Origin of the sequence: Paenirhodobacter sp., from assembly GCF_041916475.1 — a bacterium.
GTDB lineage: Bacteria > Pseudomonadota > Alphaproteobacteria > Rhodobacterales > Rhodobacteraceae > Rhodobacter.
Window position 1 is genome coordinate 119,996 of the sequence record NZ_JAYRZN010000001.1, and the last position, 12,417, is coordinate 132,412.

The following is a 12,417-nucleotide window of genomic DNA, read 5'->3' on the forward strand; positions in this document are numbered from 1 at the left end:
CATGAACCGCAGATCCTTCCTGCAAACCTCCGCCGCGACGGCCGTCGTCGCCGCATCCGGCGCCGCCGCCCGCGCCGCCGACCCGCTGAAGGTGGGCTTCATCTACGTCGGCCCGGTGGGCGACATGGGCTGGTCCTACCAGCACGACCAGGCCCGCCTCGCGGTGCAGAAGGAATTCGGCGACAAGGTCGTCACCTCCTTCATCGAGAACGTCCCCGAGGGCCCCGATGCCGAACGCGCGCTGACCCAGCTCGCGCTGCAGGGCAACACGCTGATCTTCGCGACCTCCTTCGGCTTCATGGATGCGACGGTGAACGTCGCCAAGAAATTCCCGAAGGTGAAGTTCGAGCATGCCACCGGCTACAAGCGCGCCGAGAACCTGGCCACCTATGATGCCCGCTTCTATGAGGGCCGCGCGATCCAGGGCACCATCGCCGGTCGGATGACCAAGACCAACAAGATCGGCTATATCGGCTCGTTCCCGATCCCGGAAGTGATCCAGGGCATCAACGCGGTCTATATCCACGCCAAGAAGGTCAACCCCGACGTCGAGATCAAGGTAGTCTGGGCCTACACCTGGTTCGATCCGGCGAAGGAAGCCGATGCAGCCGCCGCGCTGATCTCCGAAGGCTGCGATTTCGTGCTGCAGCACACCGATTCCACCGCGCCGCAGGCAAAGGCGCAGGAGGCGGGCAACGTCTATACCTTCGGTCAGGCCTCGGATATGGCCTCCTTCGCGCCGAAGCCGCGGGTCGGCTCCACCATCGACAACTGGGAGCCCTACTACAAGCTGCGCGTGCAGGCGGCGCTGGATGGCAGCTGGAAATCCGAAGCGACCTGGGGCGGCATCGGCACCGGCATGGTCGGCATCGGCGAGATCACCGATGCGGTGCCGGCCGAGGTGAAGGCCGAGGCGCTCGCGCTGAAGGACAAGATCGCCGCCGGCAGCTACCACCCCTTCACCGGCCCGCTGAACAAGCAAGATGGCTCCGCCTGGCTGAAGGACGGCGAGACCCCAGATGACGGCACGCTCGCCGGGCTGAACTTCTACGTCGAAGGCATCAAGGCCGAACTGCCGAAATGAGCCCACGGCAGGGGGCGCGCCGCAAGGCGGGGCCCCTGCTTCCCAACCGGAGGGCGGCTCCGCTGCCCTCGCCTTTTGGTCAGAACAGCAGCTTGTAGCTGTTGCCGCGGGTATCCACGGCAGTCCCCGTGCCGGAATTGGTACCGGAGCCGGAGATGAAGTTGCCCTGCACCCGGGTCCCGTCGGCGCAGACGGCATAGAGCTCGCCGTTGTTCACCCCGCCCACATCTTCGATCGCATTCTTGTAGCGCCCGCCGGTGTCGCGCAGCGTGAGCGACAGGCCGCGCTCGCGCGTCGTCACCTTCGGCCGCACCGAGCTCCACTTGCCGCGGCATTTGGTCGGGTTCGGTTCGGGCAGCTTGAACGCCACCGTTCCGGAGGCGAGGTCGATATTGTCGGCGCTCACATTGATGACGCTGGAGGGCGCGATATCGTTGATCGGGCCCGCGATCTGATAAAGCTGCATCTCGCCGTCCTTCTCGCCGCAGGCGGCGAGCGGCAGCAGGGCCAGAACGATCAGTGCGCGGACATCCACGACGGTTACCTTTCTTCGGAGAACCGCCCGGAGGGAGGGGCGGCAGGGGAATTCTGCCGCACCCATGATACAACGCGAAATTGATGTCAACGGGCGGCGGCGTGCCGCCCCTGCCCCGCGCTCAGCCCTGCATCTCCACGCCCAGATGGCGCGCCACGGTAAAGATGTCCTTGTCGCCGCGGCCCGAGAGATTGACCACGATGATGTGATCCTTGGGCAGCGTCGGCGCGAGCTTGATCACATGGGCGATGGCGTGGCTCGGCTCCAGCGCCGGGATGATGCCTTCGGTCTTGCACAGGAGCTGGAACGCCTCCAGCGCCTCGGTATCGGTGACCGAGACATATTCCGCCCGGCCGGTATCATGCAGCCAGGAATGCTCCGGCCCGATCCCCGGATAGTCGAGGCCGGCCGAAATCGAATGCCCCTCCAGGATCTGGCCGTCGGCATCTTGCAGCAGATAGGTGCGGTTGCCGTGCAGCACGCCCGGGCGCCCGCCGGTGAGCGAGGCGCAATGCTCCATCCGCTCGTCCACCCCGTGGCCGCCAGCCTCGACCCCGATGATCCGCACCGACGGATCGTCAAGGAACGGGTGGAACAGGCCCATCGCATTGGAGCCGCCCCCGATCGCCGCGATCACCGTATCGGGCAGGCGGCCGGGGCCTTCCTGCTCTTCCAGCTGCCAGCGGGTTTCCTTGCCGATGATGGCCTGGAAATCGCGCACCATGGCCGGATAGGGATGCGGGCCCGCGACGGTGCCGATGCAATAGAACGTGTCGCGCACATTGGTCACCCAGTCGCGCAGCGCGTCGTTCATCGCGTCTTTCAGCGTGCCCTTGCCCGAGGTCACGGCATGGACTTCGGCGCCCAGAAGCCGCATCCGGAACACGTTGGGCGCCTGGCGCTCCACATCGGTCGCGCCCATGTAGACCACGCATTTCAGCCCGAAGCGCGCGCAGACGGTTGCGGTGGCGACGCCGTGCTGCCCGGCGCCGGTCTCGGCGATGATCCGGGTCTTGCCCATGCGCCGCGCGAGCAGGATCTGGCCCAGCACGTTGTTGATCTTGTGCGAGCCGGTGTGGTTCAGCTCCTCGCGCTTCAGATAGATCTTGGCGCCGCCCAGATGCTCGGTCAGGCGCGGCGCGAAATACAGCGGCGACGGCCGGCCGACGTAGTACTTCCAGAGGTCATCCATCTCGGCCCAGAATTCCGGGTCGTTCTTGGCGAATTCGTATCGCGCCTCGAGTTCGAGGATCAGCGGCATCAGCGTCTCCGACACGAAACGCCCGCCGAAAATGCCGAAACGCCCGTTCTCGTCGGGGCCGGTGCGGTAGCTGTTGGGAAGGTCCTCGGCCATGGTCATACCTCGCGCTGCTTTGCACTGCGGCTTAACGCGAATGCCCGGAGGGGTAAAGCGGCTCGCACTGCGCGCGGCGCAAAAGTCAGCCGCGCGCGGCACCGATGAAGGCCGCGATGCGCGCGGGATCCTTCTCGCCCGGCGCGCTCTCGACGCCGGAGGACACATCGACCTGCGCCGCGCCGGTCAGCCGCACGGCCTCGGCCACATTCTCCGGGGTCAGCCCGCCTGCGAGCATCCAGGGCCGCTCCCATGCCCGCCCGGCAATCAGGCGCCAGTCGAAGGCGAGGCCGTTGCCGCCCGGCAGCGCCGCGCCCTTCGGCGCCTTGGCATCGATCAGGAGCTGGTCCGCCACCGCCTCATAAGCCGGGATCCGGTCCAGATCCGCGGCCTCTGCCACGCCCAGGGCCTTCATCACCGGCAGGCCGTAGCGCGCGCGCAGATCGGCCACCCGCGCCGGGCTTTCCTGGCCATGCAGCTGCAGCATGTCGAGCGGGACGGCCTTCACGATCGCATCGAGCTCGGCATCGGTGGCATCCACGCTCAGCGCCACCTTGGCTACGCCGAACGGCGCCTCGAGGGCCAGATCGCGCGCCTGCGGGATCTCCAGATGGCGCGGGCTTTTCGGGAAGAACACGAAGCCGACATAGGCCGCCCCCGCCTCGGCCGCAGCGCGGACATGCTCGGGCCGGGTCAGACCGCAGATCTTGACCCGGACGCCGCCGGGGCGGCCGCGGTTGACGGCAATGGTGACCATCTCAGCGCGCGGGCTTGTCGAGCAGCGCGAGGACCTCGTCCTTCGGCTTCTCGTCGGCCTTGGCCTTGAGCCGGTCGACCTCGCCCTCGAGCCAGGCCACCTCGCGGCTGGCCTTCACCGCGGTGACGCGGTGCCGGCGCTCGCGCGCCCATTCCCAGACGAAGCCGAGAAGCAGCCCCGCCAGCATCGCCGCGAAAATCACCAGGAACAGCGGCAGCTGCAGGCTCCAGCTCAGCCCAAGGAAATCGCCCGCTTCGGGGGGCAGCGCATGCACCAGCACCGGCGCGCGGTTCGCCACGCCGATGATGACGAGAACGGCGGCAATCACCACCAGGATCAGATAGCGCAGGATCCGCATGGATCAGTCCTCGGCGCCGTTCAGCCGGTCGCGCAGGAGCTTGCCGGTCTTGAAGAAGGGGACGTGCTTTTCATCGACATCGACGGAATCGCCGGTGCGCGGGTTGCGCCCGGTGCGGGCGTCGCGCTTCTTCACCGAGAAGGCACCAAAGCCGCGCAGTTCGACCCGATCGCCGCGCGCCATCGCCTCGATGATCTCCTCGAAGATCGTGTTCACGATCTTCTCCACATCACGCTGAAAGAGATGCGGATTTTCCTCGGCGATCTTCGCGATCAATTCGGAACGGATCATGCGTCATTCCCCCCACGGATCTGCACGGGCGTCGGCCTGGCTATCGGATTTTGGCTGACTATACGGACAATTTTCCGCCGCACAAACAGCAAACGCTTGGAACTTCACGGGAAATGGCAAAGTGGCGCCGAAGCGACGCTCCGTCGCGGCCCGGACGCAGGGGCAAGCGCCTGTCCGGCAGGCAGCGGGCGCGGGTTTGGGCTGCGGCAGATGCGCCGCGGCTCCGGCGCGATTCGGGGTGGAATGGAAAAACCCCGCCCTTTCGGGCGGGGTTCGGGTGCTTCGCAGGGCTGCGGATTATTCGCGGCCCTTGAGCGCGGCGCCCAGAATGTCGCCGAGCGAGGCGCCCGAGTCGGACGAGCCGTATTGTTCCACGGCTTCCTTCTCTTCGGCGATCTCGCGCGCCTTGATCGACACGCCGAGCTTGCGGGTCTTGCTGTCGACGTTGACGACGCGCACATCCACATGGTCGCCGACCTGGAAGCGCTCGGGGCGCTGGTCGCCGCGGTCACGCGCGAGGTCCGAACGGCGGATGAAGGACTTCATGCCGTTGTATTCGACCTCGATGCCGCCGTCTTCGATCGCGGTGACGGTCACGGTGATGACCGAGCCACGCTTCACGCCGTCAACCGCGTCGGAGAAGGTGTCGGCGTCCAGCGCCTTGACCGAGAGCGAGATACGCTCCTTCTCGATATCGACTTCGGTGACCGCCGCGCGGACGACATCACCCTTGCGGTAGTCCTGGATGGCTTCTTCGCCACGCTTGTCCCAGGACAGGTCCGACAGGTGCACCATGCCGTCGATGTCGTTGTCGAGGCCGACGAACAGACCGAATTCGGTGATGTTCTTGACTTCGCCTTCGATGACCGAGCCGACCGGATGGGTTTCGGCGAAGACTTCCCACGGGTTGCGCAGGCATTGCTTCAGGCCGAGCGACACGCGACGCTTCGCGGTGTCGATTTCCAGGACCATGACGTCCACCTCTTGCGAGGTCGAGACGATCTTGCCGGGGTGCACGTTCTTCTTGGTCCAGGACATTTCGGACACGTGGACCAGGCCTTCGACACCGGCTTCCAGCTCGACGAACGCGCCGTAGTCGGTGATGTTGGTCACGCGGCCCTTGTGGACCGAGCCGATCGGGAACTTGCTTTCGACCGAATCCCACGGATCCGACTGCAGCTGCTTCATGCCGAGGCTGATGCGGTGGGTTTCCTTGTTGATCTTGACGACCTGGACCTTCACGGTCTCGCCGATCGACAGGATTTCCGAAGGATGGTTCACGCGGCGCCACGCCATGTCGGTGACGTGCAGCAGGCCGTCCACGCCGCCCAGGTCGACGAACGCACCGTATTCGGTGATGTTCTTGACCACGCCGTCGACCACTTGACCCTCGGTCAGGTTGCCGATGACTTCGGCACGCTGCTCGGCGCGCGATTCTTCGAGGATCGCACGGCGCGAGACAACGATGTTGCCACGGCGACGGTCCATCTTCAGGATCTGGAACGGCTGCTTCAGACCCATCAGCGGGCCGGCGTCGCGCACGGGGCGCACATCGACCTGCGAGCCCGGCAGGAACGCCACAGCGCCGCCCAGATCGACGGTGAAGCCGCCCTTGACGCGGCCGAAGATGGCGCCTTCGACGCGCTCTTCCGAAGCGTAGGCCTTTTCGAGGCGATCCCAGGCTTCCTCGCGGCGGGCCTTCTCGCGCGAGATGACCGCTTCGCCACGCGCGTTCTCAACGCGGTCGAGGTAAACTTCGACCTCGTCGCCGATGGCGATCGAGGGAGCTTCGCCGGGGTTCGCGAATTCCTTCAGGTCGACGCGGCCTTCCATCTTGTAGCCGACATCGATGATGGCCTGGCCCGCCTCGATGGCGATGACCTTGCCCTTGACGACAGACCCTTCATTCGGGGTGTCAATTTCCAGGCTCTCGCTGAGGAGGGCCTCAAATTCTTCCATAGTCGCTTTAGCGCACATGCGTTTCAGTTTCCTTTGCGTGTGTTTCACTGGCCATGCGGTTGGCTCCGCCGGTCTTTCATTGAGAATCCGGTCTTACGGATCGCGCCCATATAGGGGCAAAAGCCCAATGGAGCAAGCCTTTCCGCGCCGTCCCGGGGATCAGTCGCAGATCTTCCAGCGCGGCCTTTGGCGGGCATCGGCGCTGGCGCGCGGGCGCGGGACGGTGAAGCCGCCGCCCTGCCCCGCCGGCAGCGCCGCCGCCGCAGGCAGGCGCGGACGCTCCGTGAAGGGCCGGGCGAAGGGGGGCAGCGCGCCCTCGGGCGTGGTGGGCGGGGGCTGGTCGGGGGGCGGCAGCACCTGCGCCGGCCGGCGCGTGGGCGGCAGATCGGTTTTTGGCAGCGGCTGCGGGGTGAGGCCGGGGCCGGCGCGGGGGCGGGTGCTGGTAAGATCGGCCGCCTCGCGGGTATCCTGCGCGCGGCACAGGCCAAACAGCTGCACGGTTTTCGCCTCCCGGCGCAGGTCGATCAGGTGCCCCACCCGGCGGCTGGTGCCCTCGACGCCGAAATGCAGCGGCCCGTCGATCTCCAGATGGCCCGTGCCCGGGCCGAACAGCGCGGTCTCGCCGCGCCAGCCGTTGCCATAGGCGAAGCGCACGAAATAGTCTCCGGGCGGCACCAGCACCCGGAACACCGTGCCGCCGCGGACATAGGCCGCGAGCACCGCCTGCCCGGTATCGGGCCGGACCAGGGTCAGATACCAGTCGCGCCCCGGATCGGTACGCACCTGCAGCGGCAGCGTCGCGGGCAGGCCCGAGCGGTTCCACATCAGCCCCTGCGGGCGCAGCTCCGCAAGCGCCGGGGCAGGCAGAAGCAGGAGCAAAAGGGCAAGTATCCGGATCATGCGCCGATCATGCGCCCGATTGGCGGCGCTGGCTAGCCGATCCTGCGCTGCACGAGATCGGCCGCCTGCGCCACCGCATCGGCGATGCTGAGCGTCGAGGTATCTATCAGCACGGCATCCGCAGCCGGGCGCAGCGGCGCATCGGCCCGGTTCATGTCGCGCGCGTCGCGCTCGCGCACTTCGTCCAGCACCTGAGCGGCATCGCCGCCCACTTCGAGCCAGCGGCGATGCGCGCGCACCTCGGCGCTCGCGGTGACGAAAAGCTTCACCTCCGCCTCCGGGCAGATCACCGTGCCGATGTCGCGCCCGTCGAGGACCGCGCCACCCGGCTGCCGCGCAAAGCGGCGCTGGAAATCGACGAGGGCCGCGCGCACCTCGGGGATTGCCGCCACGCGCGAGGCCGCCTGCCCGGCGGCAAGCGTGCGCAGATCCGCACGCGCCAGATCCGCCGGCAGCAGCCCGCGCGCCGCCGCGATCGGGTCCTCGCCCTCTGCGGCCCGCGCCCCGACCGCACGGTACAGAAGCCCGGTATCGAGATGCGCGAAGCCGAACCTCTCGGCTAGCGCCCGGCTCAGGGTGCCCTTCCCCGCCGCCGCCGGGCCGTCGATCGCCACCGTGAATGCCATGATCCGCGCCCCGTGTTCCGCCGCCATTTTTTTCGGGATACCGGGGCGTGCGGCGAAGCTCAAGCACCCCCGCGCCCTGCCCCTGTGGCCATTAAACACATGTGCAAATATTACCGCTGCACCCCCTATCAAGACACACGCTAAAGGCGTATTCGGTCGTTACATGGTTGACAAAATATTAACTGGCGCAACCAGAGAGCGTATTATTCCATACCCGGAGACGACGAGATGAAGTCCCTGACCGCAGCGGTGGTGATGATCGGCCTGATGAGCGGCGGCGCGCAGGCGGCCACCGTATTTGCCGATAATTTCGACGCGGACCGCACCGGCGCCAAACGCGATTTCGACAGGTTCCTGCAATTCACCGTCTCGGACGGCACCGTCGATTACATGCGTCAGGGCACCTACAAGCTGAGCTGCGCGGGCGGCAAGGGCGGCTGCGTGGATCTCGACGGCTCGACGCTGGATGCGGGCGTGATGACCTCCACCGCCTTCGCGCTGACCAAGGGCGCGACCTATACGATCAACTTCGATCTGGCGGGCAACGGCCGGGTCAAGAGCTCCGATTCGGTCAGCTTCGGCATCACCGGTGGGCTGTTCGACGGCGCGGTCAATGCGATCGCCTGGAACCAGCTGTTCCAGACCTACACCTACAGCTTCGTCGCCGCACGCACCGGGCGCGAGTCGTTCTTCATCGGGACGGAGGGCGGCGATTACTTCGGCCCGCTGCTGGACAACGTGCTGATCAGCGAATCGAACGTGCCGACGGCGGCACCGGAGCTGCCCTCCGTGCCGCTGCCGGCGACGCTGCCGCTGCTGGCGGGCGGCATTGCCGCCGCGGGTCTGCTGCGGCGGCGCAAGAGCTGAGAACCGACGGCGGGTCAGCGGCGCGCGATCTGCGCGCCGAGCCCCGCCATCAGGCTTTCGAACACCGGGAAGGATGTCGCGATCGGCGAACCATCGTCGATCGCGATGTCGTTTTCGGCGGCCAGGCCGAGCACGAGGAAGCTCATCGCGATGCGGTGGTCGATATGGGTGGCGCAGGTTGCCCCCCCCGGCACCCGCCCCGCGCCATGGACGATCAGCGTATCCTGATCCTCCTCGATGCTCACGCCGCAGGCCTCCAGCCCGCGGGCCATGGCGTCGATCCGGTCGGATTCCTTCACCCGCAGCTCTTTCACCCCGCGCATGACGGTGGTGCCCTCGGCGGTGGCGGCGACGGCGGCGAGGATCGGGTATTCGTCGATCATCGAGGCCGCGCGCTCGGGCGGCACGGCGATGCCGCGCAGCCGGGAATGGCGCACGCGCAGGTCGGCGACCGGCTCGCCGCCCTCTTCGCGCGGGTTCTCGAAGGTGATGTCGGCGCCCATCTCCACCAGCGTGGTGAACAGGCCGTTGCGCGTCGGGTTCTGGCTCACGCCCGGCACGAGGATTTCCGAGCCCGGCACGATCAGCGCGGCGCAGACCGGGAAGGCCGCCGAAGACGGATCGCGCGGCACGGCCACGCTCTGGCCGGTCAGCTCGGGCTGGCCCTGCAGTGTGATCACCCGGCCCTCGGGCGTATCCTCCACGCTCAGATCGGCGCCGAAGCCGCGCAGCATGCGCTCGGTATGGTCGCGCGTCGGCTCGCGCTCGATCACCACGGTCTGGCCCGGCGCGTTCAGCCCCGCGAGCAGCACCGCGGATTTCACCTGAGCCGAGGGCATCGGCACGGTGTAGCGCACCGGCACCGGCTCGGCCGCGCCCACCACCGTCATCGGCAGCCGCCCGCCCGCGCGCCCGACCGCCCGGGCGCCGAACAGCGCCAGCGGATCCGTGACCCGGCCCATCGGCCGCTTGCGCAGGCTGGCATCGCCGGTGAAGGTCGCGCTGAGGGGCGATGTCGCCATCGCGCCCATGATCAGCCGCACGCCAGTGCCGGAATTGCCGCAGTCGATGATGTCGGCGGGCTCGGCGAAGCCGCCCACTCCCACGCCCTCCACCGTCCAGTGCCCCGGGCCGTAGCGCGTCACCGTGGCGCCGAAGGCCCGCATCGCCTTGGCGGTATCGAGCACGTCCTGGCCTTCGAGCAGGCCGGTGATCTCCGTGCGCCCGACCGAGAGCGCGCCGAGGATCAGCGCCCGGTGCGAGATCGACTTGTCGCCCGGCACTTCGGCCACGCCGGTCAGGGCGGCGCTCCTGCGCGCGATCATCGGAACTGGTTCACCGTGGCCGGACATGAGGCGCCTCCCTGATTGGTCGGGCCTCTGTTAGCGCATGTCCCCGCCTGCCGGAAGGGGTCAGGGCCGGTGGAAGGTGGCGTAATCGGGGGTGCGGCCCTCGCGCAGCGCCTTCTGTTCGTAGCGGGTGGAGATCCAGTCCGCCCAGGGCGCGGGGCTGTGCGCGCTCAGGCTGAAGCCCGCCTTCGGGGCTTCTTCCAGCGCCTGCTCCATGTAGCTCGGGATGTCGGTCGCGACGCGGAACTCCGCGCCCGGCGCCAGGATCCGGTGCAGCGGCACCAGATAGCCCTGGGTCACGAAGCGGCGGCGGTGGTGGCGGGTCTTGGGCCAGGGGTCGGGGTAGTTCAGGAAGGCCCTGGCGATGGCGCCATCGGGCAGCACATCCATCAGGTCGCGCACATCGCCCGGATGCACGGCGAGGTTGGTGACCCCGGCCGCGCGGATCTTGCCCAGCAGCATGGCGACGCCATTGATGAAGGGCTCCGCGCCGATGATATTCACCTGCGGGTAGGTCGCCGCCATATGGACGAGATGTTCGCCCCCGCCAAAGCCGATTTCGAGCCAGACCGGATTGTCGTTGCCGAAGATCGTGGCCGGGTCGAGCAGGTCTCGGGCCGGGTTCTCCTCGCGGGTGATGCCGCGCGGGCGCAGGCTTTCCAGATCCTCGCTCAGATAGGTCTTCTGGCTCGCCCGCAGCGTCTTGCCGGAGCGGCGGCCGTAGAAGTTGCGCCAGGCGGGGGGGTGCGGATCTTCGGTCATGTGGCGCCTGTATGCTGCGCGGGGCGATGGGTCAAGTCCCGAAGCCCTTGACACGAAACAAGAACACTGATAGAACCTAGCGCGAACTGCAGGACAGAGCAAAGGCGGGGACAAACCACATGCTGACGCGCAAGCAGCTGGAATTGCTTGAATTCATCCAGAAACGCGTGGCGCGCGATGGGGTTCCGCCCTCGTTCGACGAAATGAAGGACGCGCTCGACCTGCGCTCCAAATCGGGAATTCACCGCTTGATCACCGCTCTGGAAGAGCGCGGCTTCATCCGCCGCCTCGCGCACCGCGCCCGCGCCATCGAAATCGTCAAGCTGCCCGATGCCCTGGAGAGCGGCGAAAAGGCCCCCGGCTTCGCCCCCCGCGTGATCGCGGGAGACAAGGTGGATCCGCCACGCGGCGCGATGCCGGTGGAAACGGTCGGCGCGATCGAGATCCCGGTCATGGGCCGGATTGCGGCCGGGGTTCCGATCGAGGCGATCGCTGAGGTTTCGCATCACGTCGCCGTGCCGGGTGCGATGGTCTCTGGCCGCGGCGAGCATTACGCGCTTGAGGTGAAGGGCGATTCGATGATCGACGCGGGGATCAACGATGGCGATGTCGTCGTGATCCGGGAGCAGGGCACGGCCGACAATGGCGATATTGTCGTCGCGCTGGTCGAGGGCCACGAGGCGACGCTGAAGCGCTACTACCGGCGCGGCGGGATGATCGCACTGGAAGCGGCCAACCCTGCCTATGAGACGCGGCTGCTGCGCGAGGATCAGGTCAAAGTGCAGGGCCGTCTGGTCGGGCTAATCCGGACCTACTGAACGCGACCAGACAAGGCGTGCCCTGCGGGAGCGATCATAGACGGGCACGGTACGCCTTTGCCCGGCTATGATCGCGTTTTTGGTGCATTCCCGCAGCCCGGATTATCCGCCCTGCGGGCGTGTTGATGCATCGTTAAAGCGGTGCTTCGGTTGCGCGGCTGTGCGGGGCGGGATTTTTCTCTGGCTTCAGCCACAAGCGATGCGCTCGGCCGTTTAGCCGCGCCCCAGTCGCGGCTCAGGTCATTTCGGCAGGCGTAGGGCTGCAGGCAGCACCTCGCAGGCTGCCGATCCGAGATCGGGTGCTGCTTAGATCCGGGAACCTAGAATTGCGACGTGTCTCCATCCCGAGCCATATTTTCGCTATGAGCAAGAGCTGCGGCATCTTTCTTCCTCCTCAGGGAGAGAGCGCCCTCTCAGGCCTTGCAAGTGCTCCTGCGATTATCATCTCATCCTCTCCGTCTGCGGGAAACGCTGCGCGGGACGCTCTTCTGCATGCGGCACAGCCACGAGCGCGTTCTGGCCCCATAGGGATACACCCTGAATCAAGCTTCGCTTAAGATGCGCCAGCATCCGCCACCAGTGAGCGGAGATCGGACGCACGGGCCCTAATGCTTGCCTCTCGCAACCGGCAAATGGCGCTGCCTCCGGCCCGGCCAGAATGCATCGAAACAACAGCTATCCCGGCCGCCCTAAGGTTGCCTGACCGCCGGCCCAAAGACAAATCGGTTGCGTACCGGGGCGGGCATGATCAGGGCGC

The 12,417-nt window shown here is 67.1% G+C and carries 13 protein-coding genes; 3 read left to right on the forward strand and 10 right to left on the reverse strand.

The genetic code is table 11. The annotated features are described in order from the left end of the window. Nucleotide 1: 1 nt before the first annotated feature. On the forward strand, nucleotides 2–1,084 hold the full coding sequence (locus tag ACOMG5_RS00585; protein WP_420341827.1) for a BMP family ABC transporter substrate-binding protein: 1,083 nt from the start codon (nucleotides 2–4) through the stop codon (nucleotides 1,082–1,084). Nucleotides 1,085–1,163: 79 nt separating this feature from the next. Here ACOMG5_RS00585 and ACOMG5_RS00590 read toward each other — a convergent pair whose 3' ends face one another. From ACOMG5_RS00590 to ACOMG5_RS00625, 8 genes are all read right to left on the reverse strand, one after another. After that, nucleotides 1,164–1,619: a hypothetical protein gene (locus tag ACOMG5_RS00590; protein ID WP_420341828.1), complete on the reverse strand. Its 456-nt coding sequence runs from the start codon at nucleotides 1,617–1,619 to the stop codon at nucleotides 1,164–1,166. A gap of 121 nt (nucleotides 1,620–1,740) precedes the next feature. Beyond that, a complete protein-coding gene (gene trpB / locus ACOMG5_RS00595; RefSeq protein WP_420341829.1) occupies nucleotides 1,741–2,973 on the reverse strand; it encodes a tryptophan synthase subunit beta in 1,233 nt (410 codons plus the stop codon). 85 nt (nucleotides 2,974–3,058) lie between these two features. Next, complete coding sequence (locus tag ACOMG5_RS00600) at nucleotides 3,059–3,730, reverse strand: phosphoribosylanthranilate isomerase (RefSeq protein WP_420341830.1); 672 nt, start codon at nucleotides 3,728–3,730, stop codon at nucleotides 3,059–3,061. 1 nt (nucleotide 3,731) lies between these two features. After that, nucleotides 3,732–4,088, reverse strand: a complete 357-nt coding sequence (locus ACOMG5_RS00605; RefSeq protein ID WP_420341831.1) for a lipopolysaccharide assembly protein LapA domain-containing protein — start codon at nucleotides 4,086–4,088, stop codon at nucleotides 3,732–3,734. Nucleotides 4,089–4,091: 3 nt separating this feature from the next. After that, the gene (gene ihfB / locus ACOMG5_RS00610) at nucleotides 4,092–4,379 is read right to left on the reverse strand and encodes an integration host factor subunit beta (RefSeq protein WP_420341832.1); all 288 of its coding nucleotides are present in this window, start codon (nucleotides 4,377–4,379) and stop codon (nucleotides 4,092–4,094) included. Nucleotides 4,380–4,676: 297 nt separating this feature from the next. Continuing rightward, the gene (gene rpsA, locus ACOMG5_RS00615; RefSeq protein ID WP_420341893.1) at nucleotides 4,677–6,356 is read right to left on the reverse strand and encodes a 30S ribosomal protein S1; all 1,680 of its coding nucleotides are present in this window, start codon (nucleotides 6,354–6,356) and stop codon (nucleotides 4,677–4,679) included. Between the two features lie 141 nt (nucleotides 6,357–6,497). Then, nucleotides 6,498–7,238: a hypothetical protein gene (locus ACOMG5_RS00620; protein WP_420341833.1), complete on the reverse strand. Its 741-nt coding sequence runs from the start codon at nucleotides 7,236–7,238 to the stop codon at nucleotides 6,498–6,500. A gap of 32 nt (nucleotides 7,239–7,270) precedes the next feature. Beyond that, a complete protein-coding gene (locus ACOMG5_RS00625) occupies nucleotides 7,271–7,864 on the reverse strand; it encodes a (d)CMP kinase (protein WP_420341834.1) in 594 nt (197 codons plus the stop codon). 228 nt (nucleotides 7,865–8,092) lie between these two features. Between ACOMG5_RS00625 and ACOMG5_RS00630 the strand changes: the two genes are divergently transcribed. Continuing rightward, nucleotides 8,093–8,731, forward strand: a complete 639-nt coding sequence (locus tag ACOMG5_RS00630) for a VPLPA-CTERM sorting domain-containing protein (RefSeq protein ID WP_420341835.1) — start codon at nucleotides 8,093–8,095, stop codon at nucleotides 8,729–8,731. 14 nt (nucleotides 8,732–8,745) lie between these two features. Here the strand turns inward: ACOMG5_RS00630 and aroA are convergent, their stop codons facing one another. Next, complete coding sequence (gene aroA, locus ACOMG5_RS00635) at nucleotides 8,746–10,083, reverse strand: 3-phosphoshikimate 1-carboxyvinyltransferase (RefSeq protein ID WP_420341836.1); 1,338 nt, start codon at nucleotides 10,081–10,083, stop codon at nucleotides 8,746–8,748. A gap of 60 nt (nucleotides 10,084–10,143) precedes the next feature. Further along, on the reverse strand, nucleotides 10,144–10,842 hold the full coding sequence (trmB, locus tag ACOMG5_RS00640) for a tRNA (guanine(46)-N(7))-methyltransferase TrmB (protein WP_420341837.1): 699 nt from the start codon (nucleotides 10,840–10,842) through the stop codon (nucleotides 10,144–10,146). 119 nt (nucleotides 10,843–10,961) lie between these two features. Between trmB and lexA the strand changes: the two genes are divergently transcribed. Continuing rightward, nucleotides 10,962–11,660 (forward strand): transcriptional repressor LexA, encoded by a 699-nt coding sequence (lexA, locus tag ACOMG5_RS00645; protein WP_420341838.1) that lies wholly within the window; start codon nucleotides 10,962–10,964, stop codon nucleotides 11,658–11,660. Nucleotides 11,661–12,417 lie beyond the last annotated feature (757 nt).